Source organism: Streptomyces sp. BBFR51 (assembly GCF_044591655.1).
GTDB lineage: Bacteria > Actinomycetota > Actinomycetes > Streptomycetales > Streptomycetaceae > Streptomyces.
Genome location: NZ_CP172448.1, coordinates 2,932,832 through 2,958,072, shown reverse-complemented (window position 1 = coordinate 2,958,072; position 25,241 = coordinate 2,932,832). Strand labels below are relative to the sequence as shown.

17 protein-coding genes are annotated in these 25,241 nt (G+C 71.3%); all 17 read left to right on the top strand.

Annotated elements, in window-relative coordinates:
• Positions 1–196: 196 nt before the first annotated feature.
• Positions 197–1,711: a bifunctional folylpolyglutamate synthase/dihydrofolate synthase gene (locus tag ACGH7X_RS13390; protein WP_399884989.1), complete on the top strand. Its 1,515-nt coding sequence runs from the start codon at positions 197–199 to the stop codon at positions 1,709–1,711.
• A gap of 6 nt (positions 1,712–1,717) precedes the next feature.
• Positions 1,718–2,074, top strand: a complete 357-nt coding sequence (locus ACGH7X_RS13385) for a DUF4233 domain-containing protein (protein WP_399884987.1) — start codon at positions 1,718–1,720, stop codon at positions 2,072–2,074.
• A 126-nt stretch (positions 2,075–2,200) separates the two neighbouring features.
• A complete protein-coding gene (ndk, locus tag ACGH7X_RS13380; protein WP_399884985.1) occupies positions 2,201–2,614 on the top strand; it encodes a nucleoside-diphosphate kinase in 414 nt (137 codons plus the stop codon).
• A gap of 318 nt (positions 2,615–2,932) precedes the next feature.
• Positions 2,933–3,952, top strand: a complete 1,020-nt coding sequence (locus ACGH7X_RS13375) for a rod shape-determining protein (RefSeq protein ID WP_115742108.1) — start codon at positions 2,933–2,935, stop codon at positions 3,950–3,952.
• A 208-nt stretch (positions 3,953–4,160) separates the two neighbouring features.
• The gene (gene mreC / locus ACGH7X_RS13370; RefSeq protein WP_399884983.1) at positions 4,161–5,204 is read left to right on the top strand and encodes a rod shape-determining protein MreC; all 1,044 of its coding nucleotides are present in this window, start codon (positions 4,161–4,163) and stop codon (positions 5,202–5,204) included.
• 13 nt (positions 5,205–5,217) lie between these two features.
• The gene (gene mreD / locus ACGH7X_RS13365) at positions 5,218–5,889 is read left to right on the top strand and encodes a rod shape-determining protein MreD (protein ID WP_399884981.1); all 672 of its coding nucleotides are present in this window, start codon (positions 5,218–5,220) and stop codon (positions 5,887–5,889) included.
• Between the two features lie 67 nt (positions 5,890–5,956).
• Positions 5,957–8,245, top strand: coding sequence for a penicillin-binding protein 2 (mrdA, locus tag ACGH7X_RS13360; RefSeq protein ID WP_399884979.1), 2,289 nt, complete (start codon positions 5,957–5,959; stop codon positions 8,243–8,245).
• Entirely contained in the window at positions 8,242–9,441 is a 1,200-nt protein-coding gene (gene rodA / locus ACGH7X_RS13355) for a rod shape-determining protein RodA (protein ID WP_399884977.1), read from the top strand. The genes mrdA and rodA overlap by 4 nt, the downstream gene beginning before the upstream one ends.
• Positions 9,442–9,532: 91 nt before the next feature.
• Positions 9,533–11,476: a TIGR03960 family B12-binding radical SAM protein gene (locus ACGH7X_RS13350; RefSeq protein WP_399884975.1), complete on the top strand. Its 1,944-nt coding sequence runs from the start codon at positions 9,533–9,535 to the stop codon at positions 11,474–11,476.
• Between the two features lie 52 nt (positions 11,477–11,528).
• Positions 11,529–12,626 (top strand): hypothetical protein, encoded by a 1,098-nt coding sequence (locus ACGH7X_RS13345; RefSeq protein WP_399884973.1) that lies wholly within the window; start codon positions 11,529–11,531, stop codon positions 12,624–12,626.
• A gap of 48 nt (positions 12,627–12,674) precedes the next feature.
• Entirely contained in the window at positions 12,675–13,451 is a 777-nt protein-coding gene (locus ACGH7X_RS13340) for a TIGR03936 family radical SAM-associated protein (RefSeq protein ID WP_399884971.1), read from the top strand.
• Positions 13,452–13,725: 274 nt separating this feature from the next.
• A complete protein-coding gene (locus ACGH7X_RS13335) occupies positions 13,726–17,709 on the top strand; it encodes a ribonuclease E/G (RefSeq protein WP_399884969.1) in 3,984 nt (1,327 codons plus the stop codon).
• 473 nt (positions 17,710–18,182) lie between these two features.
• Complete coding sequence (locus ACGH7X_RS13330; protein WP_399884967.1) at positions 18,183–19,298, top strand: DegT/DnrJ/EryC1/StrS family aminotransferase; 1,116 nt, start codon at positions 18,183–18,185, stop codon at positions 19,296–19,298.
• A 41-nt stretch (positions 19,299–19,339) separates the two neighbouring features.
• On the top strand, positions 19,340–20,320 hold the full coding sequence (locus ACGH7X_RS13325) for a Gfo/Idh/MocA family protein (protein WP_399896986.1): 981 nt from the start codon (positions 19,340–19,342) through the stop codon (positions 20,318–20,320).
• A gap of 76 nt (positions 20,321–20,396) precedes the next feature.
• Entirely contained in the window at positions 20,397–21,680 is a 1,284-nt protein-coding gene (locus ACGH7X_RS13320; protein WP_399884965.1) for a nucleotide sugar dehydrogenase, read from the top strand.
• Between the two features lie 56 nt (positions 21,681–21,736).
• Positions 21,737–23,113 (top strand): glycosyl transferase, encoded by a 1,377-nt coding sequence (locus ACGH7X_RS13315; RefSeq protein ID WP_399884963.1) that lies wholly within the window; start codon positions 21,737–21,739, stop codon positions 23,111–23,113.
• Positions 23,113–25,206, top strand: coding sequence for a glycosyltransferase family 1 protein (locus tag ACGH7X_RS13310; protein WP_399884961.1), 2,094 nt, complete (start codon positions 23,113–23,115; stop codon positions 25,204–25,206). Before ACGH7X_RS13315 ends, ACGH7X_RS13310 begins: the two co-directional genes overlap by 1 nt.
• Positions 25,207–25,241 lie beyond the last annotated feature (35 nt).

The following is a 25,241-nucleotide window of genomic DNA, read 5'->3' as shown; positions in this document are numbered from 1 at the left end:
TCACTTGCCCAGGGGCGCGGGGAACTGCGCGACCGACCACAACGGCGCCGCACTCGCCGCGAGACCTCAACCACCCCACTCCGTTGGCGCCCCGCAGGGAGTCGCGCAGCCCGGCGCTGAACGGGGTGCCGCCGCGCCCACCCGTGCCGCCCCAGCGGCACGACTGCCCGCAGCGCCGGGTACGTAGACTGTCCGCGTGAGCGACAACCCCGGCCAGAACGACCAGCCCGACCCCCTCGACTCCTTCGACGAGATCATCGACGCGGAGACCACCCGCGACCCCGACCTCGCCGTCATCGAGGCCGGCAGCCGCACCCTGCGCACCCAGGGCGGCCCCCCGCAGGCCGACATCCCCGGGCGCCCCGAGGATCCCGAGGTGGACGCGGCCCTGCGCGCCGTCGAGACGGAGCTGGCGTCCCGCTGGGGCGAGACCAAGCTGGAGCCGTCCGTCGCCAGGATCGCCGCGCTGATGGACGTGCTGGGCGAGCCGCAGCGCGCGTACCCCTCCATCCACATCACGGGGACCAACGGCAAGACCTCCACCGCCCGCATGATCGAGGCCCTGCTCGGCGCCTTCGAGCTGCGCACCGGGCGGTACACCTCGCCGCACGTGCAGTCGGTCACCGAGCGCATCAGCCTGGACGGGGCGCCGATCTCCGCCGAGCGGTTCGTCGAGACGTACGAGGACATCAAGCCGTACGTCGAGATGGTCGACGCGCGGCAGGAGTACCGGCTGTCGTTCTTCGAGGTGCTGACCGGCATGGCGTACGCGGCCTTCGCCGACGCGCCCGTGGACGTGGCCGTCGTCGAGGTCGGGATGGGTGGCTCCTGGGACGCGACCAACGTCATCGACGGGGACGTCGCCGTCGTCACCCCCATCGACCTGGACCACACCGACCGGCTCGGCGAGACGCCCGGCGAGATCGCGACCGAGAAGGCCGGCATCGTCAAGCAGGACGCCACCGTGATCCTGGCGCAGCAGCCGGTGGACGCGGCGCAGGTGATGCTGAAGAAGGCGGTGGACGTGAACGCCACCGTGGCCCGCGAGGGGCTGGAGTTCGGCGTCGTCGCCCGGGAGGTCGCCGTCGGCGGTCAGCTGGTGACCCTGCGCGGGCTCGGCGGCGAGTACACCGAGGTCTACCTGCCGCTGCACGGCGCCCACCAGGCGCACAACGCGGCGGTCGCGCTGGCCGCCGTCGAGGCGTTCTTCGGCGTCGGCGCGCAGCGCCCCGAGCCGCTGGACGTCGACACCGTACGCAAGGCCTTCGCCGCCGTCGCCTCACCGGGGCGGATGGAAGTGGTGCGGCGTTCGCCGACCGTGGTGCTGGACGCCGCGCACAATCCGGCCGGTGCCCGGGTCACCGCCGAGGCGGTCGGGGAGGCATTCCAGTTCAGCCGGCTCATCGGGGTCGTCGGCGCCAGCGGCGACAAGAACGTACGGGGGCTGCTCGAGGCCTTCGAGCCGGTCTTCGCCGAGATCGTCGTCACCCAGAACTCCAGCCACCGCGCGATGGACGCCGACGAGCTGGCCGGTATCGCCGTGGAGGTGTTCGGCGAGGACCGCGTCCAGGTCGAGCCGCGGCTGCCGGACGCCCTGGAGGCCGCGATCACGCTGGCCGAGGAGGAGGGCGAGTTCGCCGGCGGCGGTGTGCTCGTCACCGGTTCCGTCATCACCGTCGGCGAGGCCCGACTGCTCCTGGGGAAGGGCTGAGAAACCGTGCGTACGCTCTGTGCTTCGACTCTGATCGGCGAGTTCTTCGTGATCGGCTTCGCCGGACTGGTCGCCATGAAGGACCCCGACCTGTCCGCGGGGACGGTGTGGGCGGTCAGCGGCATCGCCATGCTCCTGTGCGTGCTGCTGTGCGGGATGATCACCCGGCCCGGCGGTATCGCGCTCGGCTGGGCGCTCCAGGTCGTGCTCATCGCCTCCGGCTTCGTCGTGCCGACCATGTTCTTCCTGGGCGCGGTCTTCGCCGCCCTGTGGTGGGCCTCCGTGCACTACGGGCGGAAGATCGACGAGGCGAAGGCGAGGTTCGCCGCGCAGGCCGAGGCCTCGGCGGCCGACGCCGCCTGACGTGCCCGGCCGTGGCCGACGGGGTTGGCGGGCCCGGTATGCCTGACGCTGCGTGACGGGCGCCGCGACACGCCCGGTAACCTCAGTCATCACCCGCACAACCGCACATCTCCAAGGGAGCCCCTCGTGACCCAGCGCAGCCTCGTCCTCCTCAAGCCCGACGCCGTCCGTCGTGGCCTGACCGGCGAGATCATCAGCCGTATCGAGCGCAAGGCCGGCTGGCAGATCACCGCGCTGGAACTGCGCACCCTGGACACCGAGACGCTGGAGCAGCACTACGGCGAGCACAAGGGCAAGCCCTTCTACGAGCCGCTCGTGGAGTTCATGGCGTCCGGTCCGGTCGTCGCCCTGGTCGTCGAGGGCGAGCGGGTCATCGAGGGCGTGCGCGCGCTGGCCGGCCCGACCGACCCGATCGCCGCCGCCCCCGGCTCCATCCGCGGGGACTACGGTGTGATCGTCCGCGAGAACCTGATCCACGCCTCCGACTCCGAGGAGTCCGCCGAGCGCGAGCTGAAGATCTTCTTCCCGGGCCGGGTCTGAGCCTTCTTCGGGACACGCCGAAGAGGCTTTTTTCTGACACCACGTCAGCCGGATGGGTCAGGCGGAGCCGGGGCGGTCGCGTAAAAGCGGCCGCCCTGTGGCATATGCGCGCCTGATCGGGGGAACGGATCCCACCGTTGGCCCGTCTCCACAAGCGAGGCGGTGCGCCATCTGCTGACAATGGCGAAGACCCTCGCGCAGTGTTCGCGAAAGCGCGTCTACGATGGAAGCCTCCACGCGTCACTGCACCCACTTCGCCTACCTGAAAAGCCCTCAAAAGCTCCTGGGAAGGCCAGTCGAATCCTGATGGGGAACTCAATGTCGTTCATCGGCCGTGACATGGCTGTCGACCTCGGGACCGCCAACACGCTGGTGTACGTCAGGGGTCGCGGGATCGTACTCAACGAGCCGTCCGTCGTCGCGATCAACACCAACACCGGTGGCATCCTCGCGGTCGGCGCCGAAGCGAAGAAGATGATCGGGCGCACACCGGGCAACATCGTTGCCGTGCGCCCGCTGAAGGACGGCGTGATCGCCGACTTCGAGATCACCGAGCGGATGCTGCGCTACTTCATCCTGAAGATCCACAAGCGCCGGTATCTGGCTCGTCCGCGGGTCGTCGTCTGTGTGCCCTCGGGCATCACCGGCGTCGAGCGCCGCGCCGTCATCGAGGCGTCGTCCCAGGCCGGCGCCCGACAGGTGCACATCATCGAGGAGCCCATGGCCGCGGCCATCGGTTCCGGCCTGCCGGTCCACGAGGCCACGGGCAACATGGTGGTGGACATCGGCGGCGGCACCACGGAGGTCGCGGTCATCTCGCTCGGCGGCATCGTCACGGCCCAGTCCATCCGCGTCGCGGGTGACGAGCTGGACAACGCGATCATCCAGCACGTGAAGAAGGAGTACAGCCTTCTGCTGGGCGAGCGCACAGCCGAACAGATCAAGATCACGGTCGGTTCGGCGTACGACCTCGACTCCGACGAGCACACCGAAATCCGCGGCCGGGACCTCGTCTCCGGGCTGCCCAAGACCGTCGTCATCTCCGCCGCCGAAGTGCGCAAGGCGATCGAGGAGCCGGTCAACGCGATCGTCGACGCCGTCAAGACGACCCTCGACAAGTGTCCGCCGGAGCTGTCCGGCGACATCATGGACCGGGGCATCGTCCTGACGGGCGGCGGCGCGCTGCTGCGCGGGCTCGACGAACGGCTGCGCCGGGAGACCGGAATGCCGATCCACATCGCCGAGGACCCGCTGGACAGCGTGGCGCTCGGCAGCGGCAAGTGCGTCGAGGAGTTCGAGGCCCTCCAGCAGGTGCTGGACGCCTCACCCCGCAGATGACGTAACACTTCGGTTCCGCCGTACGAGACGATCTCCTCTCGTGCGGCGGATCGTTGATATAGAGGGTTCCGGTACCGGACGTACCTCACACACCCGAAGTGCCTGAAGTACCCGAAGTACCCGAAGTACCGAATCAGCTGAATTCCTGAACACCGCCACGTACATTCCGAGATTCCCGAATTCGACGAGGAAGGCACGGCCGCCGCACGTGAGGGACACGAAAGAGAGCCGGCTGCTCCTGGTGCTGCTGATCGCCATCGCGTTCGCGCTGATCACGGTGGACATCCGCGGCGGGGAGGACTCACCGGTCGACGGTGCCCGGCAGGCCGCGGCCAACGTCTTCGGTCCGATCGAGAACGGCGTGTCGTCCGCGGTCGATCCGGTCGGCAACGCGGTCTCCGCCATCCGTGACTCCGGCGACCGGCACGACCGGCTCGCCGAACTGCAGACGCAGAACGCCGCCCTGAAGGCGAAGCTCGGCAGCGACGAACGCGGCCGCAGCCGGCTCAAGCAGTTCGACAAGATGCTCGGCCTGGCCGGCGCCGGCCAGTACGGCATCAAGGGTGCCCAGGTCATCGCCATAGGAGCGGCCCAGGGCTTCTCCTGGACCATCACCATCGACGTCGGCGCGGGCGACGGCGTCAAGCGCGACATGACCGTCCTCAACGGCGACGGTCTCGTGGGACGCGTGACCACCGTCGGCCCGAACAGCGCCACCGTGCTGCTCGCCAACGACCCGGACTTCACCGTCGGCACCCGGATGGAGTCCGGTGACGAACTCGGCTTCGCCGCCGGGCAGGGCAGCCGCCCCTTCCGCGTCGAACTCCTCAACGGCAAGGCCGACGTCAAGAAGGGCGACCGACTCGTCACCTTCGGCTCCCAGGCCGACAAGCCGTTCGTACCGGGTGTGCCCGTCGGCACCGTCTCCCGCGTCGACCCCAACGGTGGCGACCTGACCCGCATCCTCGAGGTCACGCCGTTCGTCAGCTTCACCAAGCTCGACGTGGTCGGCGTCGTCGTACAGGCGCCGCAGAAGGACCCGCGCGACACGGTGCTCCCGGAGAAGGACGAGCCGAAGCCCACGCCGACCGTGACGGTCACCGTCACCCCGGGAGCCGACCCCGAGGGCCAGACCGGGAACGACGAGGCCGGGCAGAACGACGCGACGGGGCAGAACGACGCGACCGGCGAGAGCGACGCGACCGGCCAGAACGACCAGACAGAGCAGCAGAACGAGCAGCCCGAACCGTAGGAGCCTTCACCCCATGCGCGTCAACCGGATCCTGCTGTCCGTCGCCCTGGTCGTCGTCGCCCTGGTGGTCCAGGTGAGCGTCCTCGCCCGCCTCCACCTGCCCGGCGCCGTCCCCGACCTGCTGCTGCTCACCGTCCTCGGCCTCGCCCTGGTCTACGGCCACGTGGGCGGCGCCCTCGTCGGCTTCGGCGCCGGACTCCTCGCCGACCTCGCCCCACCCGCCGACCACGCCGCCGGCCGCTACGCCCTGGTGCTCTGCGTCATCGGCTACCTGGCCGGCCTCGCCAAGCCCGACAACGGCCGGCTCCGCTCGGCCACCGGCCCCATGGTCGTGGTCGTCGCCGCGGCCGTCGGCACCACCCTGCTCTACGCCGGCGTCGGCGCCCTCGTCGGCGACACCGCCGCCCGCCACGTCGGCCTGCCCAGCCTGCTGTTCACGGCCGCCCTGTACGACCTCCTGCTCGCGCCCTTCGTCGTCCCCGGCATCATGGCGCTCGCCCGGCGCGCCGAGAACGACCCGCTGGCCGACACCAACTCCGCCGCCCAGAGCCCCGACATCGCCTCCGGCTGGCTCTCCGGCGGCACCGGCCTGCGCATCGGCAGACAGCGCGGCGGCCTGCGGGTGAAGACGGCCCGGGCCCGCGCGGCCAGGGCCGGACGCATCAAGGGGGTAAAGCGGCTGTGACGAGGCGCCAGCACCCGGCGACACCGCACCACACCAGGAGTACGCACCTCGTGAGGGGGAGGCAGCAGTGACCAACATCCCCGAGACCGGCCGCAGCACCCGCGTCCGGACCCGGCTCGTCGTCATCCAGATCCTGGTCCTCTCCCTGCTCGCCACCCTCGGCGGCCGGCTCTGGTACCTCCAGATCCGCCAGGGCGACGAGTACGCGGAGGAGGCCTCGGGCAACCACGTCCAGCAGGTCGTCCAGCCCGCCACCCGCGGCTCGATCCTGGACGCCCGCGGCGTGGCGCTCGCCGACAACGAGACCCGCCTCGTCGTCTCCGCCTCCCGCACCGACCTGCTGAAGATGAAGGACGACGGCAAGGCCGTCCTCACCAAGCTCGCCGGCGTCCTCGGCATGAAGCCCCAGGACGTCATCGACAAGGTCCGGCTCTGCGACGCCGAGACCCCCCAGCCCTGCTGGAACGGTTCGCCCTACCAGCCGATCCCCGTCACCGACGAGGCCACCGTCAAGCAGGCCCTGCAGATCCGCGAGCGCGCCGAGGACTTCCCCGGCATCACCGCCGAACCCATGGCCGTACGCCGCTACGCCGCACCCGGCCAGTCCAACACCGCCCAGGTCCTCGGCTACCTCTCGCCGGTCACCGACGAGGAGCTGCAGAAGGCCCAGGACACCGACTCGCCCTTCCTGCGCTCGGACCAGGTCGGCCGCTCCGGCATCGAGCGCCAGTACGACAAGGCGCTGCGCGGCAAGGCCGGCGTCACCCGCTACGAGGTCGACAACCTCGGCCGCGTCATCGGCGAGGCCGAGTCCGACCCGGGCACCCCCGGCTCCAACCTCGTCACCAGCATCGACGCCCGCGTCCAGCGGGTCGCCGAGTACGAGCTGAACGAGGCGATGAAGGCCGCCCGCAAGGAGATGGACCGCAACACCAACCGGACCTACGAGGCCGACGCCGGCGCCGTCGTGGTGATGGAGGCCAAGACCGGCCGGGTCGTCGCCATGGCCTCCAACCCCGACTACGACCCGAACGCCTGGGTCGGCGGCATCTCCGCCAAGGACTACAAGAAGCTCACCGGCAAGGACTCCAACTACCCGCTGCTCAACCGCGCCACCCAGGGCCAGGCGGCCCCCGGCTCCATCTTCAAGGTGGTCTCCTCGGCCGGCGCGGTGGAGGCCGGCTACGACTTCGACGGCAACTACAACTGCTCCAGCGCCTACGACGTCGGCGGCCAGGTCTTCAAGAACTTCGAGTCGGCCAACGAAGGCATGATCAGCATCGGCCGCGCCCTGGAGCTCTCCTGCGACACCGTCTTCTACCGCCTGTCCCACCAGGAGTGGAAGAAGGACGGCGGGATGAACCCCAAGAACCCCAACGACTACTTCTACAAGGCCGCCCACCAGTTCGGCCTCGGCGCCAAGACCGGCATCGACCTCCCCAACGAGGTCACCGGCCGCGTCCCCGACCGCCAGTGGAAGCAGGACTACTGGGAGGCCAACAAGGACGCCTGGTGCAAGACCGGCAAGAAGGACGGCTCCTACGTCGAGAAGATCGCGTACGAGAACTGCCACAGCGGCAACAAGATGCGCGCCGGTGACTCCATCAACTACTCCATCGGCCAGGGCGACACCCTCGTCACCCCCATCCAGATGGCCACCATCTACGCGGCCATCTCCAACGGCGGCACCCTCTACGACCCCAGCATCGGCAAGGCGGTCGTCAGCCCCGACGGCAAGACGGTCGACGAGATCGCGCCCACGGCACACGGCAAGCTGCCGATAAGCAAGACGACGCTCGCCAAGATGGACGAGGCCCTCGCCGGCGTCGCCAGCCGCGGCACCGCCGCCTGGCGCTTCGCGCAGGTCGGCTGGCCGCAGGACAAGATCCCGATGCACGCCAAGACCGGCACCGCCGAGGTCTACGGCAAGCAGACCACGTCCTGGTTCGCGACGTACACCAAGGACTACTCGATCGTCATGACGATCTCCCAGGGCGGTACGGGTTCCGGCGCCTCCGGCCCCGCCGTCCGCAACATCTACGACGCGCTGTACGGCGTCTCGGACGACGGCGACATCGACCCGAAGAGGGCCCTGCTGCCCCAGCCGCAGGCCAAGCTCCCGAAGATCAAGGCGGACGGGACCATCCTGTCCCCGAAGATGCCCAAGGACGTCGTCAAGGAACTCCAGCCCGACGAGAAGGCGACCCCGGACGAGGAGTACGCCCCCGTCGAGGAACAGGACCAGCCGGCGACCACCCCCAACCAGAACGGGGAGAACCGCGACACCCGCCGGCACCGACGGCGCGGCGGCGCCCGGCGCGGCGGCAACGGAAGAAGCCGGAGGGCACGCGCATGACCGGGGCCAACAGCTTCCAGGTCTCCGGATACGGACCCGAGAAGGCCGGCTGGACCCGCCTCTTCGCCCGCGACTCCATGGCACGGCGGCTCGACTGGCCGATACTGCTCGCCGCCGTCGCGCTCTCCCTGATGGGCTCGCTGCTCGTCTACTCCGCGACCCGCAACCGCACCGAACTCAACCAGGGCGACCAGTACTACTTCCTGACCCGGCACCTCCTGAACACCGGCATCGGGCTCGCCCTGATGGTCGCCACCGTCTGGCTCGGCCACCGCGCCCTGCGCACCGCCGTGCCGGTCCTGTACGGCGCGTCCGTGTTCCTGATCCTGCTGGTGCTCACCCCGCTCGGCTCGACCATCAACGGCGCCCACTCCTGGATCAAGCTCCCGGGCGGCTTCTCCCTCCAGCCCTCGGAGTTCGTGAAGATCACGATCATCCTGGGCATGGCGATGCTGCTGGCCGCACGCGTCGACGCCGGGGACCGGCCCCACCCCGACCACCGCACCGTGCTCCAGGCCCTGGGTCTGGCCACCGTGCCGATGCTCATCGTGATGCTCATGCCCGACCTCGGGTCGGTCATGGTCATGGTCATCATCGTGCTCGGCATCCTGCTCGCCTCCGGCGCCAGCAACCGCTGGATCTTCGGACTGCTCGGCGCGGGCACCGCCGGGGCGCTCGCGGTGTGGCAGCTGGGCATCCTGGACGACTACCAGATCGCCCGCTTCGCCGCCTTCGCCAACCCGGCCCTCGACCCGGCGGGCGTCGGCTACAACACCAACCAGGCCCGCATCGCCATCGGCTCGGGCGGCCTGACCGGCTCCGGCCTCTTCCACGGCTCGCAGACCACCGGCCGGTTCGTCCCCGAACAGCAGACCGACTTCGTCTTCACCGTCGCCGGCGAGGAACTCGGCTTCCTCGGCGCCGGTCTCATCATCGCCCTGCTCGGCGTGGTCCTGTGGCGCGCCTGCCGCATCGCCCGCGGGACCCCCGACCTGTACGGGACGGTCGTCGCCGCCGGGATCGTCGCGTGGTTCGCCTTCCAGACCTTCGAGAACGTCGGCATGACGCTCGGCATCATGCCGGTCACCGGCCTGCCCCTGCCCTTCGTCTCCTACGGCGGCTCGTCGATGTTCGCCGTCTGGATAGCGGTGGGCCTGCTCCAGTCGATCACGGTGCAGAGACCGATGTCGGCGTAGCCGGGCACCCGTGGGGTGCGCGGTAAGGGGGACCGTCCCGGCCGGGTTAGGCTGGATGGTCCCCCTTGTCAGCACACAAAGGTCCCCTGAGATGCCTGCCGAAGCCGCCGAGTCTGTGAAGTCCGTGTTTCCGCAGCTCGAAGCTCTGCTCCCGCATGTGCAGAAGCCGATCCAGTACGTCGGCGGAGAGCTCAACTCCACGGTCAAGGACTGGGAATCCTGCGACGTCCGCTGGGCCCTGATGTACCCCGACGCGTACGAGGTCGGCCTGCCCAACCAGGGCGTCATGATCCTCTACGAGGTACTCAACGAGCAGCAGGGCGTCCTCGCCGAGCGCACCTACAGCGTGTGGCCGGACCTCGAGGAGCTGATGCGGGAGCACTCCGTCCCCCAGTTCACGGTCGACGGCCACCGCCCGGTCGGCGCCTTCGACGTCTTCGGCCTCTCCTTCTCCACCGAGCTGGGCTACACCAACATGCTCACCGCCCTGGACCTGGCGGGCATCCCGCTCCAGGCGGCGGACCGCGGCATCGACGACCCGATCGTGCTGGCCGGCGGCCACGCCGCCTTCAACCCCGAGCCGATCGCCGACTTCATCGACTGCGCGGTCATCGGCGACGGCGAGCAGGCCGTCCTGGAAGTCACCGCGATCATCCGCGCCTGGAAGGCCGAGGGCCGCCCCGGGGGCCGCGAGGAACTCCTCCTCCGCCTGGCGAAGACCGGCGGCGTCTACGTCCCCGGCTACTACGACGTCGAGTACCTCCCCGACGGCCGTATCGCCCGCGTCGTACCCAACCGCTCCGGCGTCCCGTGGCGCGTCAGCAAGCACACGGTCATGGACCTCGACGAGTGGCCCTACCCCAAGCAGCCCCTCGTCCCGCTCGCCGAGACCGTCCACGAGCGCATGTCGGTCGAGATCTTCCGCGGCTGCACCCGCGGCTGCCGCTTCTGCCAGGCCGGCATGATCACCCGCCCGGTGCGCGAGCGCTCCATCACCGGTATCGGCGAGATGGTCGACAAGGGCCTGAAGGCGACGGGCTTCGAAGAGGTCGGCCTCCTGTCCCTCTCCTCCGCGGACCACTCGGAGATCGCCGACGTCGCCAAGGGCCTCGCCGACCGGTACGAGGAGGACAAGATCGGCCTGTCCCTCCCTTCCACCCGCGTCGACGCCTTCAACATCGACCTGGCCAACGAGCTGACCCGCAACGGCCGCCGCTCCGGCCTCACCTTCGCCCCCGAGGGCGGCTCCGAGCGCATCCGCAAGGTCATCAACAAGATGGTCTCGGAGGACGACCTCATCCGCACCGTCGCGACGGCCTACGGCAACGGCTGGCGCCAGGTGAAGCTGTACTTCATGTGCGGCCTGCCCACCGAGACCGACGACGACGTCCTTCAGATCGCCGACATGGCCACCCGGGTCATCGCCAAGGGCCGCGAGGTCTCCGGCTCCGGCGACATCCGCTGCACGGTCTCGATCGGCGGCTTCGTCCCCAAGCCCCACACCCCCTTCCAGTGGGCCCCGCAACTGTCGGCGGAGGAGACGGACGCCCGCCTCCAGAAGCTCCGCGACAAGATCCGCGGCGACAAGAAGTACGGCCGCTCCATCGGCTTCCGCTACCACGACGGCAAGCCCGGCATCGTCGAGGGCCTCCTCTCCCGCGGCGACCGCCGGCTCGGCGCCGTCATCCGCGCCGTCTACGAGGACGGCGGCCGCTTCGACGGCTGGCGCGAGCACTTCTCCTACGACCGCTGGATGGCCTGCGCCGACAAGGCCCTGGAGCCGACCGGCGTCGACGTCGCCTGGTACACCACCCGCGAGCGCGGCTACGAGGAGGTCCTGCCCTGGGACCACCTCGACTCCGGCCTCGACAAGGAGTGGCTCTGGGAGGACTGGCAGGACGCCCTCGACGAGACCGAGGTCGACGACTGCCGCTGGACCCCGTGCTTTGACTGCGGGGTCTGTCCTGCCATGGACACGACCATTCAGGTCGGTCCGACCGGCAAGAAGCTGCTGCCGTTGTCCGTGGTGAAGTAGTACACGCACGGCGCGACGCCGCGGGATCCGAATCGGGTTCCGCGGCGTCTTCATGTGCATGGTGGATTTGGAGAAGGCGCCCGGCGCGAACCCGCAGGCGGAGCAGGGTGAGCCGGTGCGGCGGTCGGACGCCGAGGGGTGCCTCGCCGTGGCGATCCGGATACCGGTGCGGATCGTCGTGCTGGTCCTGGTCGTACCGGTGCGCATGGTGTGGGACGTGCTGGTCGTCGCGGGGCGGTTCGCGCGGGACACGGTGCTGCGGCCCGTCGGACGGGCGCTGGGTTGGCTCGCGCGGGCCGTCTTCGTGTGGCCGCTGGTCGCGGCGTGGCGGTACGTCGTCGTGCCGCTGGCCAAGGGCCTGGGCCGGCTGGGGCACGTGCTGCTCGTGTTGCCGGCGGTGTGGGTGTACCGGTGGGTGCTGACGCCGGTGGGGCACGCGCTCGCGTGGTGCGGCAGGGGTGTGGGCGCCGTGTTCGCCGCCGTCGGGCGCGGGCTGTACACCGGCCTCGCGTGGCTCGCGCGGTACCTCGTCGCCGTACCCGCCGGATGGCTCTACGCGTGGGTGCTGACCCCGGTGGGGCACGCGCTCGCCTGGTGCGGCAGGGGGCTGCTGTGGTGCGGCAGGGGAGTGGCACGGGGTGTGGGCCTGGCCGTCACCGGCGTCGGCGTGGTCCTGTACTGGATCGTCCGGGTGCTGCTGGTGCTGCCGGCCCTCGCACTGTGGCGGTGGGTGCTCGCGCCGGTCGGCCGGGTGCTCGCGGTGGTCGGGCGGGAGGTCTGGGACGCCCTCGGGCACGCCTGGCGGATCGCCGGGTACGTCTCGCGCGCCGTCGGGCGGTTCCTGGGCACCCTCTTCCGGTGGATCGTCGCCGACCCGGCGCGATGGGTGTACCGGAGCGTCCTGACGCCGGTGGGGCACGCCGTGCGGGACACCGTCGTACGGCCCCTCGCCGAGGCCGGGCGCAGCGCGGGGCGTGCGGCCCGGCAGGCGCTTGCCTCGGCCTGGCTGTCCGTACGGCAGGCCCGCGCCGACGTGCGCCGGATGCTCTTCGGAGAGCCGGCCGAGCAGCGGCCGGCGGTCCGACGGGAACCATCCGCCGCCGAGACACGTACTCTTGGTAGCAGTACGACCGCACTCACGAAGGACTGAACGACACTGGGCAAGCGACAGCCCGAAGGCCCGCCGCCCGTTCCCGCGGTGCAGCGCATCCGACTGCGCTACACCAAGCGCGGCCGCCTCCGGTTCACCAGCCACCGTGACTTCCAGCGCGCCTTCGAGCGTGCGCTGCGCCGCGCCGAGGTGCCGATGGCGTACTCGGCGGGGTTCACCCCGCACCCGAAGGTGTCGTACGCCAATGCCGCACCCACCGGCACGGGCAGTGAGGCGGAGTACCTGGAGATCGCGCTCACCGCAGCGCGCGACCCGGAGCAGCTCAGGCTGCTGCTCGACGAGTCGCTGCCCACCGGGCTCGACGTCGTCGACGCGGTCGAGGCCCGGACCTCCGGGCTCGCCGACCGGCTGACGGCCTCCGTGTGGGAGCTGCGGCTGGCCGGTGTGGAGTCCGCGGAGGCCGAAGGCGCTGTCGCGGCCTTCAACGCGGCCCCCGCGGTGGAGGTCCAGCGCCGTACGAAGAACGGCGTGCGTACCTTCGACACCCGCTCCGCGGTCGTGTGTCTCGAGAGCGTCACCACGCACGGTTCACCGGCTGATAGGCCGACCGACCAGCCCTGTGCGATACTGCGGCTGGTTGTTCGGCACGTGACGCCTGCCGTACGACCCGACGACGTCCTGTCCGGTCTTCGCGCCGTGGCCGACCTGGCGCCGCCGGTCCCCGCAGCGGTGACCAGGCTGGCGCAGGGGCTGTTCGATGAAGAGACCGGTGCGGTGACCGACCCGCTCGCGCCCGACCGCGAGGCAGAAGCGCCCGAGTCGCAACCGGCCGCCGCTTCCGCCGCCGCGAAGGCGTCGGCGTAAGGAAGGTTCCGCGTAGGGACGGACGTCGTAGCGCCGCCCTCGAACTCGGGAGCCACCTGGGTCGGGCAGCGCACCCACCACAAGACTTTCGCCAGGCCGTGCCCGACAAGGGGTACGGAACCGGTGAGACAAGACACGGAGAGCTTCCGAGCGGCGCCCGCGCCCCGGACGGCGGCGACCGCGCATCGCGCGAGCCGCGGACGTCACCGGTGGTCGACATGATCGATGCCGGACCAGGCGCGGCGCCCGGGAGCCTGACGGGAGAAACCCCCGCATGCTCGAACCGACCGAACCCACCGAGTCGTCGAACCCCTCGACGGACTCCGATTCGAACACCCCCAGCGACACCCTGCCGCCGCGTCGTCGGCGCAGGGCCGCGTCCCGCCCGGCGGGTCCGCCGGCCGGTGGCTCCGAGGCGCCGGCGGAGACCGTCGCGCCGGCCGAGGTGACCCCGGTGGCCGACGAGGCCGAGGAGGCGGACGCCGAAGAGAGCGCCGCCGAGACCCCCGAGACGGCACCGGAGCCCGTGGCCGCCGCCCGGCCGCGGCGCCGTGCGGTACGCCGTGCCTCCGCGCCAGTCGGGACCCCGACGTCGGCTGAGGCGGCCGAGACGGTCGTCTCCGCGTCCGCGGCCGCCGAGACACCGGCGCGGTCCGCCGCGCCCGAGCCCGCCGCCGAGGCCGATGAGGCCACCGAGGGTGCCGCTCCGCGCCGCACCCGGCGTCGTGCCACGCGCAGCGTGACCTCCGCCACCGAGCCGGACGCCGCCGAGGCCGCCGCGGTGGCCCCGGAGCCCGTCGAGGCGCCCGCGCCCGCCGAGGCCGAGGAGGCCGCGCCCAAGGGCCGTGCCCGCCGTCGTGCGACGCGCCGCGTGTCCGCTCCGAGCGAGGCGCCCGCCGAGGCCGCCGCCGAGGTGAGTGAACCGGCGCCTGCCGCCGAGCCCGAGACCGCGAAGGCTCCTGAGACCGCCGCGCCCGCCGAGCCCGTCGAGGACGCCGCTCCGCGTCGTGCGCGCCGCCGGTCCACCCGTAAGGCCGCCTCCGGTTTCGCCGCCCCGGCGCAGACCGCCGCCGCGGCCTCCGACGAGGCGGAGGCTCCCAAGCGTCCGTCGCGTCCCGCGGTCGCCGTGTTCCAGGCGCCCGTGTTCGCCGAGCCCCAGTTCCAGACGCCCGAGCGGGCCGCCGCCGAGGCCGCCGCGGAGGCAGCCGGTACCGAGCCCGTGAAGGCGGTCGAGGAGTCCCGGGAGCCCCAGGAGGTTCAGGAGGAGCAGCCCGCCGCATCGCGGCGCCGCCGCAAGCGCCGGGGTGCCGCGGCCGAGGAGGCCGCCGAGGAGCGCGCCACCGCCACCGCCGCCGTCGCACAGGACGAGCCGGCTGCCAAGAGCGGCACGGACGCCGAGGCCGAGAGCGACTCCGACGCCGACGCCGACTCCGACGAGTCGGGCGAGGACCAGGACGACGCCGACGGCTTCGAGGAGTCCGGCTCGCGTCGCCGCCGTCGCCGGGGCGGCCGTCGCCGTCGCCGCGGTGACTCCGCCGACGGTGACCTGACGGACGGCGAAGCCGAGCACACGGCCGCCGAGGGCGACCGGGCCGACAGGGCCGACAGGGACGCCGCGGACACCGCCGAGCAGGCGGACGAGGACGCCGAGGACGGCGAGGACGCCTCCGGCGAGAGCGGTGGCTCCAGCAGCAGCCGTCGCCGCCGTCGCCGTCGCCGCCGGGCCGGGGACGGCTCGGGCGACTCCGAGTCCTCCTCCACCGACGACCCCGAGCGCACCGTGGTCAAGGTCCGCGAGCCCCGGCCGAAGGCTGAGCCGTCCGACGAGGTGCAGTCCATCAAGGGCTCGACCCGTCTGGAGGCCAAGAAGCAGCGCCGCCGGGAGGGCCGCGAGCAGGGCCGCCGGCGCGTGCCGATCATCACCGAGGCCGAGTTCCTGGCCCGCCGTGAGGCCGTCGAGCGCGTCATGGTCGTCCGCCAGCACGGCGAGCGCACCCAGATCGGCGTCCTGGAGGACGGGGTGCTCGTCGAGCACTACGTCAACAAGGAGCAGGCCACCTCGTACGTCGGCAACGTCTACCTCGGCAAGGTGCAGAACGTGCTGCCGTCGATGGAGGCCGCCTTCATCGACATCGGCAAGGGCCGCAACGCCGTCCTGTACGCCGGTGAGGTCAACTTCGAGGCGCTGGGCATGTCGGGCGGCCCGCGCCGCATCGAGTCCGCCCTCAAGTCCGGCCAGTCGGTCCTCGTGCAGGTCACCAAGGACCCGATCGGCCACAAGGGTGCCCGCCTGACCAGCCAGGTCTCGCTGCCCGGCCGCTACCTGGTCTACGTGCCCGAGGGCTCGATGACCGGCATCAGCCGCAAGCTGCCCGACACCGAGCGGTCCCGGCTGAAGACGATCCTTAAGAAGATCGTCCCCGAGGACGCGGGCGTCATCGTGCGCACCGCCGCCGAGGGCGCCAGCGAGGACGAGCTGCGCCGTGACGTCGAGCGGCTCCAGGGGCAGTGGGAGGACATCCAGAAGAAGGCGAAGAGCGGCGGCAGCTCCAGCGCGCCCACGCTGCTCTACGGCGAGCCGGACATGACCGTCCGCGTCGTGCGCGACATCTTCAACGAGGACTTCACCAAGGTCGTCGTCAGCGGCGACGAGGCCTGGCAGACCATCCACGGCTACGTGGCCCATGTGGCGCCGGACCTCGCCGACCGGCTGTCCAAGTGGACCAGCGAGGTCGACGTCTTCGCCACGTACCGGATCGACGAGCAGCTCGCCAAGGCGCTGGACCGCAAGGTCTGGCTGCCCAGCGGCGGTTCGCTGGTGATCGACCGGACCGAGGCGATGATCGTCGTCGACGTCAACACCGGCAAGTTCACCGGTCAGGGCGGCAACCTCGAGGAGACGGTCACCAGGAACAACCTGGAGGCGGCCGAGGAGATCGTGCGCCAGCTCAGGCTGCGCGACCTCGGCGGCATCATCGTCATCGACTTCATCGACATGGTGCTCGAGTCCAACCGTGACCTGGTGCTGCGGCGCCTGCTGGAGTGCCTGGGCCGGGACCGGACCAAGCACCAGGTGGCCGAGGTGACCTCGCTGGGTCTGGTCCAGATGACCCGCAAGCGGGTCGGCCAGGGTCTGCTGGAGTCCTTCTCGGAGACCTGCGTCCACTGCAACGGTCGCGGTGTCATCGTCCACCTCGACCAGCCGGCCGCCGCCGGTGGCGGGGGCGGGAGCAAGCGCCGCAGCAAGCGGGCGCGTGCCGGTGCCGACCAGCCGCACGAGCACGAGGCCGTGGCCGGGGTCGAGACCGGGCCGACCGCGGAGCAGGAGGTGGACACCGAGTCCGAGTCCGAGGTGGCCGCCGAGGTGGCCGAGCCGGTCGCCCTCCCGGCGCCCGACTTCAGCGCGGACGAGGAGCTGTACAGCAGCGCCGCGGAGGCCGAGGCCGCCGCCACGCGCGGTCGCGGGCGGCGTCGTACCGGCCGGCGGGCGTCCGCCCCGGCGGGTGCGCCCAAGGCCGCGAAGGGCGAGGCCGCCCGCGCGGATGCCCCGACCGCGCAGGACGTCACGGCGAAGGAGGAGGTCGAGCGTCCCGTGCGGCGCGAGGCCGCCGCCGAGGTGCTGGCCGAGCCCGCCGCCGTCGAGGACGCCGTCTCCGGCGCCCCGGCTCCGGCTCCGGCCGAGGCCCCTGCGCCCGTGGCCGAGGAGGCGGCGCCCAAGGGCCGTACCCGGCGTCGGGCCACCCGGAAGGTGTCCGCACCGGCCGGTTCGCCCACGGGAGCCGAGGCCGCCGTACTGACGGTCCCGGAGACCGCGGCGTCCGAGCAGGCACCCGAGGCCGAGGCCGCCGCCGAGGCGGCCACGGAGCCGTCGGGCACGGCGGCCGAGAGCGCGGCCCCGGCCCGCCCGCGGCGCCGGGCGGTGCGCAAGCCCACCACCTCCACGGCGTCCGAGGAGGCGGCCGTGATGGTCGTCCCGTCGGCCCCGGCGGAGGAGGCACCGGACGCGCAGCCCGACGCCGAGGCCGCCCCGGCCAAGAAGGCGGCGGCCCGCAAGACGGCCAAGAAGGCGACGGCGAAGAAGGCCGCCACCAAGAAGACCGCGGCCAAGAAGACGACGACCGCGAAGAAGGCCACGGCCAAGAAGGCGGCCAAGACGACGACCGCCAAGAAGACCACGGCCAAGAAGACGGCGTCGAAGAAGACCGCGGCCGCCGCCCAGCAGGCACCGTCCTCGGTCACCGCCCCGACGGAGGACTGACGCAGGACTGACGGCGGCACAGTCACGCGGTAACACCACGGCGCGGGTCCCGGCGGGACCCGCGCCGTGGTGTTGTACGCCCCAGGTCGTACGGTGCACGGGCGGGGCACAGGTGCCCTACAGGTTGGCGGCGTACCCGCCCGGCCACTCCTCCCGTCGGCCTGGCGGCCGGGAAGGTTGCGACGAAGTAACACCCAGGGGAACACGGGTATATCTCCTGATAATCTGACCGGCGGTGTCGGCTGCCGATCAGGGGCGTCGACCACCGCAGCCGGCGAGTACGTCAGGACCACTTCCCACTCACGGCTGTCCGTTCCGCGGAGCACCGGGGGGACCGGGGGGCCGCAGAACAGCTGTTCGCCTCCGCCGGGCGTCGGCGACCCTCGGGCCGCGGACTGCCGTACCCGGCGCTGTCCACTTCCTGATCCCTGCAAGCCGAGCGCCCACGAGGCCGTTGAAGAGGAGGGACGTCGATGACTGACGCCCTTGAGTCGATCCCGGCCGCCCGGCCGGTGATCGGCGAGGAGGAGATCGAGGCCGCCGTGCGTGTGCTGCGCAGCGGACGTGTCGTACAGGGGCCCGAAGTGGCCGCCTTCGAGTCGGAGTTCGCCGAACTCGTCGACGGACGCCACTGCGTCGCCGTGAACTCCGGGACCTCCGCGCTCCACCTGACGCTGATGGCGCTCGGCATCGGCCCGGGCGACGAGGTCGTCGTGCCGTCGTTCTCCTTCGCGGCCTCCGCCAACGCCGTGCGGCTGGTGGGCGCCGACGTGGTCTTCGCCGACATCGAACCCGGCAGCTTCTGCCTGGACCCGGCCGCGGTCGAGGCGGCCGTCACGCCGCGCACCGCCGCCATCATGCCGGTCCACCTGTACGGGCACCCGGCGGCCATGGACCGCCTGACGCCGATCGCCGAGAAGCACGGCCTCGCCGTCGTCGAGGACGCCTGCCAGGCGCACGCCGCGGGGCTGAACGGAACGCCGGTCGGCGCCTTCGGGACCGCGGGGACCTTCAGCTTCTACCCGACCAAGAACATGCATGCCCTGGAGGGCGGCATGGTCAGCACCGCCGACGCCCAACTGGCACGCACCCTGCGCCTGCTGCGCAACCAGGGCATGGAGCAGCGCTACGCGAACGAGATCGTCGGCGCCAACATGCGGATGACGGACGTGGCCGCCGCCGTCGGCCGCGTGCAGCTCGGCCGGCTGGCGGACTGGACGGACCGCCGCCGCGCCAACGCGGCCCATCTCGACGAGCACATCACCACCCTGGTCACCCCGCCGGTCGCCGAGGGCGCGCGGCACGTCTACCACCAGTACACGGTGCGGGTGCCCGAGGGCATGGACCGGGACGTCCTTCAGGAGCGGCTCACGGCCGCCGGAGTGGGCAACGCCGTCTACTACCCCACTCCCATCCACCGGCTCAGGCCGTACTGGGAGCCGGACCAGAAGCTCGGCCGGACCTGGCACCTGCCGGAGACCGAGCGGGCCGCGGCCCAGGTCGTGTCCCTGCCGGTCCACCCGTCGCTGACCGATGCCGATCTCACGCGCATCGTCGAAGCCGTGAACAGCCTGGGAGCAGCCCTGTGAGCAACAAGAAACTGCGGGCCGGCCTCGTCGGCCTGGGGTCGATGGGCCGCCACCACTGCAGAGTCCTGTCCGAACTCGACGGCGTGGACCTGGTCGCCGTGGTCGACCCGATGGGCGACAAGTTCGGCGTCGCGCGCGGGGTGCCCGTCCTGGAGACCGTCGAGCAGCTCATCGCACAGGGCGTCGACTACACGGTGGTGGCCTGTCCCACCGCGCTTCACGAGGAGATCGGCCTGCGGCTCGCCGAGGCCGGGGTGCACGCCCTGGTCGAGAAGCCGGTGGCCGACACCGTCGAGGGCGCCCGGCGCATGGTCGAGGCGTTCGAGGCCCGCGGCCTGGTGGCCGGTGTCGGTCACATCGAGCGCTACAACCCGGCTCTGCAGAACCTGCGCGCACGGCTGCAGGCGGGCGAACTGGGCGAGGTGTTCCAGGTCGTGACCCGCCGCCAGGGCCCCTTCCCGCACCGCATAGCCGACGTGGGTGTGGTCAAGGACCTGGCCACCCACGACATCGACCTGACCGCGTGGGTCACCGGCACACCGTATGTGTCGGTCTCCGCGCACACCGTCTCCAAGAGCGGCCGGCCGCACGAGGACATGGTCGCCGCCGTCGGGCAGCTGGCCGACGGCACCATGGTCAACCACCTGGTCAACTGGCTGAGCCCGCTCAAGGAACGATTCACCTCGGTCACCGGTGAGCGCGGCTGCTTCGTCGCCGACACCCTCACCGCGGACCTGACCTTCCACTCCAACGCGGCCGTCGCGACCGAATGGGAGGCCCTGCGGGCGTTCCGCGGTGTCGCCGAGGGCGACATGATCCGCTACGCGATCCCCAAGCGGGAGCCGCTCCTGGTCGAGCACGAGTTCTTCCGGGACGCCGTGCTCGGCCGCTCGCACGAGATCTCCACCCTGCGCGAGGGCATGCGGACGGTCGAGGTGGCCGCCGCGGTGCTCGCGTCCGCCGAGAGCGGCGCCACCGTGCGGCTGGACACGGCCGAGGACGCCGTGCCGTCCGGGGTCTGAAGCACAGCCCACCGTTTCCGGTCCGGACCCCGTGTCCCGGTCCCGCAGAACGTTGCGAGAAAGAGGCAACCCGCCCATGAACATCTGCGTAGTCGCCCTGGGAAAGATCGGCCTGCCGCTCGCCGTGCAGTTCGCGTCCAAGGGCCACCGCGTGATCGGCGCCGACGTCAACGAGAAGGTCGTCGAACTGGTCAACGCCGGCACCGAGCCCTTCCCCGGCGAGCACGACCTCGACGTCCGGCTCAAGCGGGCCGTCGACGAGGGGCTGCTCACCGCCACCACCGACACCGCCGACGCGGTGGCCCGCTCGGAGGCCGTCGTCGTGGTCGTGCCGCTGTTCGTGGACGCCGAGGGTGTGCCGGACTTCGGCTGGATGGACGCGGCCACCAAAGCGATCGCCCAAGGGCTGAAGCCGGGCACCCTGGTGTCGTACGAGACCACGCTGCCCGTCGGTACCACCCGTGACCGCTGGGCGCCGATGCTGGCCGAGGGCTCCGGACTGCGGGCGGGCGAGGACTTCCACCTGGTCTTCTCCCCGGAGCGGGTCCTCACCGGCCGGGTCTTCGCCGACCTGCGGCGCTACCCTAAGCTCGTCGGCGGCATCGACGAGGCGTCGACGCTGCGGGGCGTGGACTTCTACCGGCAGGTTCTCGACTTCGACGAGCGAGACGACCTGCCGCGGCCCAACGGCGTGTGGGACCTGGGCACTTCGGAGGCGTCCGAGATGGCCAAGCTCGCCGAGACCACCTACCGCGACGTCAACATCGGTCTGGCCAACCAGTTCGCGCGCTTCGCCGACACCGCGGGCATCGACGTCAAGAAGGTCATCGAGGCCTGCAACAGCCAGCCCTACAGCCACATCCACCAGCCGGGCATCGCCGTCGGCGGCCACTGCATCCCGATCTACCCCCGGATGTACCTGTGGAACGACCCGCAGGCCACCGTGGTCCGCGCCGCGCGCGAGGCCAACGCCGCGATGCCGTCGTACGCCGTCGACCTCCTCGCGGCCGCGCACGGCGACCTGACCGGCGTTGCTGTCCTGGTGCTGGGCGCTGCCTATCGCGGCGGTGTCAAGGAGACCGCGTTCTCCGGGGTCTACGGCACGGTGGAAGCATTGCGCGAGCGCGGTGCGGTGCCCTACGTCTCCGACCCGATGTACACCGCCGAGGAACTGACGGCGCACGGTCTGCCCCCGCACGAGGGCCAGACCGTGACCGCCGCGATCCTTCAGGCCGACCACGCCGAGTACCGCGAGCTGTCCGCAACCGACCTGCCCGACGTCCGCGTCCTGGTCGACGGCCGCCGCACCACCGACCCGACCCGCTGGGAGGGCGTGCGGCGGGTCGTCATCGGGGGCTGACACAGGCGGACCGGATGCCCGCGCCCACCCCGCACTTTCCAGCCGAGGAAGCTCTCTTGTCTACCGCTCCCGCAAGACCCGAGGCGGACGACCGCCCCCACCTGTTGTACTTCGCCATTGGTTTCCCGCCCGCGGCCAAGAGCTGTGTCTTCCGCATGCGTGAGACCGCCAATCAGTTCGCGTCGCTGGGATGGCGGGTCACCGTCGTCACCATCGAGGACGAGGGATGGCTGGGTGACTGCGGCATCGACCAGACGCTCCTCGCGTCCGTCGACCCCCGGATCGACATCCTGAAGCTGCCGTTGTCCCGGGAAGACCTGGAAACCGACCTGCGTCAGTTCTCCCGGGCACGGGCCATCGATCCGCAGCCGTGGCACACCGCCATGCGGGAACGGGCGTCAACCGTCTTCCCCGACCCCGTCTTCGGCGGCTGGCGGTACGAACTCGAAGAGGCAGCGCTGCGCATCCACCGGGAGAACCCGGTGACGCTCTCCCTGGCCAGCTGCGTCCCGTATGTCCAACTGGCCGCCATCCGGCGCCTGTACGAGGAATGCGACGTTCCCTACGCGGTGGACTTCCGGGACGGCTGGTCCGTCGACGTGGTGGACGACGTGGAGGCCTTCCCCCGGGACTCCGAAGCGGGCAAGTGGGAAGAGCGGGTCATCGCCGACGCGGTGTCCTTCTGGTGTGTCAACGATCCCATCGCCGAGCACTACCGAAACCGCTATCCCGAACACCGCGGCCGCGTACACGTCGTCCGCAACGGCTACGACGCCGACAGCGTGGATCTACCGGCCCGGCAGCGGTCCGCCGATGACCCTCTGGTCTTCGGTCACCTGGGCACGGTCAGCTTCTCGGTACGGCTGCTGGAGAAGGTCCTGGAGGCCTGGAGGGCCGCACGGGTCCGTGACCCGCTGGTCGCCTCGGCCAGGCTGGAGGTGCGCGGCCACATCGGGGTCGGTGCCAACCGCGGGGCCAACAGGCACATGGAGCTGCTGCGCCAGGCCGCCGACGACGGGGTCGTGGTGGACGGCCCGGTACCCAAGGCCGAGGTGTGCGAGGTCTACGGCGGCTGGGACGCCCTGGTGCTCGTCATCCTGGGCGGTCGGCACATGACCTCCGGCAAGGTCTACGAGTACATGAGCACCGGCCTTCCGATCGTGTCCATGCACGAGCGGGAGCACGACGCGTCCCATCTCCTGGACGGTCACCCCCTGTGGACCGGTGCGCACGGACTCGACGTCGACAAGCTGACGGAGTCCTTCTGCCGCGCAGCCCACCTCGCCGTCTCGGCCACCGACGGGCAGCGCCGGGCGGCACGTGCACACGGCGAGGCCTATGAGCGCGGTGCCCTCATGAGGCCCGCGGTGCAGGCTCTGACGGAACTGGTCACCGGAGCGGCTTCCGCGACCAAGGAGAAGGTAGAATCGTGATGGACGTGCTCGTCGTGGTGGGGCGCACGCCCAACACCGACACCCTCTCCGCGTTCGTCGCCGAGCTGAAGGAGATCGACGCGCGCGTTCATGTCGTCGGCACCTTCTCCGAGCGCGCCATCGACGCCGACTGGGGACTGGACAGCGTGCGACGGGTGGCGACGGACGGCGCCAACCTGGACTGGCGAGCCCGGGCTCACGCCCTTGAGGTCCACCCGAACGAGCGTTTCTGGGCCTATGTAGGCGCTGACCAGGACGTACTGCGTCTGACCAAGGCCGCCGACGTGATCGTCGCGGTCGACGCCAAGGCCTACTACAGCGCCTGGGAACTGGCCCGGCTCAACCCGGGGGCGCACGCGTGCGTGGGCTTCGCCGCGGCGCAGCGCATCGCACAGGCGCTGCGCGACGGGACGGCCCGGCCGCCCCTCGCCGAGCAGCAGAGCGAGTCGGACGGCAGGCAGGAGGAGAGTTCCTCGGACCTTGCCCTGCTCCTCGGGAACGAGAAGCTGCTGGGCAGCAAGGTCGGTGCGGCCCTCGCCCGGCGCGTGCCGCTCCTGCCGCTGAGCGAGAAGACCCGCGTCGACATGACCCGCAACCTGGTGGTGGGGCTGTTCGCCACGAAGCGGAACCAGGCGGCGCTGGCGACCGCGTCCGCGACGGCAAGCAGGTTGCGCGACACCCGGGCGCGCTCCGAGGTACTGCGCGCGGCGACTCGGCGTGCGCTGGTGCAGGGATCGACGCCGGACACCCTGCTGGCCTCGGCCGAGGCGGACCTCGCCCATGCCGATCACCTGTACGAGACGCAGGACCCGGCAGGTGCCGCCGAGTTCGTCAACCATGCCCTGACCACGGCCTTCCACCGGGTGGCCCACATCGATCAGCGCGAGAGCCCGCTGACCGGTCGGGCAGCGGAGTTCGCCCGGCTGACCGCTGCGTCGACGGCCGCGTCCGTTGTGGCGGGGGAACGCGGCCGGTCCCGTCCGGCGGCAGCACCGGAGCCCGGCCGACCGCGCCGACTGCTGGTCGTGACGGACGGCAACGACAACTTCCTCGGCCTGATCAGGAACCACTACGAGTCGAACCCGGACGTCGAGCTGAAGTTCCTCGACATCGCCGACCATCCCGGCATCAAGCGACTCGCCGGCAACCGCCGGCGGCTCATGGAGTACCGTCTCGGCGGCGACCCGATGTACGGCTTCACCGCCGAGCAGCACCTGCGCCCCCACCTCGACTGGGCGGATACGGTCTTCATCGACTGGTGTGCCGCCGCGGCGGCGCTGTTCACCTCAGTGGACCCGGGTACCGCCCGCATCGTGGTGCGGCTGCACAGCTATGAGGCGTTCTCCCACTGGCCCCGGCTGACGGACTTCTCCCGCGTCGACGACCTGGTCTTCGTCGCGGACCACATCCGTGACCTGGCCCTGGGCTCCGTCCCGGCCCTGACCGGCCCGCAGGCGCCGCGTACACACATCGTCGACAACGGCATGGACCTCGCGGGCTTCGCTCTCGCGAAGAACGCCGACGCCCGATTCACCGTGGGCATGGTGGGCATCGGGCAGGTTGCCAAGGACCCCCTGTGGGCCCTGCGCGTGATCCGGGAGCTGCGCCGTCGCGACGAGCGGTACCGGCTGGTGCTGATCGGCGGCGACATGAACACCAAGGCCAGTCAGGCGGTGGCCGCCTACGAGCGTTCCTTCCGGCGCAAGGTGACCGCGCTGGAGGCAGCGGGAGCGGTGGAGCGCCGTGGAGTCACCAGCGACGTGCCCGGCAACCTCCGGGACATCGGGGTCATCCTCAGCAGCTCGGTGCGTGAGGGCTGTCACGTGGGTGTGATGGAGGGCGCCGCCAGCGGAGCGGTCCCCGTCGTCCGCGACTGGCCTTTCTTCGCCGGGCAGAAGCACGGCGCCTCGACGCTGTATCCGGCGGACTGGGTGGTGAGCACTCCGGAGGCGGCCGCGGACCGGATCCTGGCCGTCACCGCCGACGAGGAGACGTGGTCGCAGCACTGCCGGGCGAGTGAGAAGCACGCCCTGGCCTCGTGGGACTGGCCGGTGGTCCGTGGAGAGTTCGACCGGGTCTTCGGCATCGGCTGACGGGGCGGACGCGGCGAGACGATGCGGAGAACGGC

Bases quoted from the DNA above. Each gene is read 5' to 3' on its own strand.
- ACGH7X_RS13345 (WP_399884973.1), top strand. From the start codon at position 11,529: ATGTGCATGGTGGATTTGGAGAAGGCGCCCGGCGCGAACCCGCAGGCG.
- rodA (WP_399884977.1), top strand. From the start codon at position 8,242: ATGACCGGGGCCAACAGCTTCCAGGTCTCCGGATACGGACCCGAGAAG.
- ACGH7X_RS13335 (WP_399884969.1), top strand. From the start codon at position 13,726: ATGCTCGAACCGACCGAACCCACCGAGTCGTCGAACCCCTCGACGGAC.
- ACGH7X_RS13310 (WP_399884961.1), top strand. From the start codon at position 23,113: ATGGACGTGCTCGTCGTGGTGGGGCGCACGCCCAACACCGACACCCTC.
- mreD (WP_399884981.1), top strand. From the start codon at position 5,218: ATGCGCGTCAACCGGATCCTGCTGTCCGTCGCCCTGGTCGTCGTCGCC.
- ACGH7X_RS13350 (WP_399884975.1), top strand. From the start codon at position 9,533: ATGCCTGCCGAAGCCGCCGAGTCTGTGAAGTCCGTGTTTCCGCAGCTC.
- ACGH7X_RS13325 (WP_399896986.1), top strand. From the start codon at position 19,340: ATGGGCCGCCACCACTGCAGAGTCCTGTCCGAACTCGACGGCGTGGAC.
- ACGH7X_RS13375 (WP_115742108.1), top strand. From the start codon at position 2,933: ATGTCGTTCATCGGCCGTGACATGGCTGTCGACCTCGGGACCGCCAAC.
- ACGH7X_RS13330 (WP_399884967.1), top strand. From the start codon at position 18,183: ATGACTGACGCCCTTGAGTCGATCCCGGCCGCCCGGCCGGTGATCGGC.
- ACGH7X_RS13320 (WP_399884965.1), top strand. From the start codon at position 20,397: ATGAACATCTGCGTAGTCGCCCTGGGAAAGATCGGCCTGCCGCTCGCC.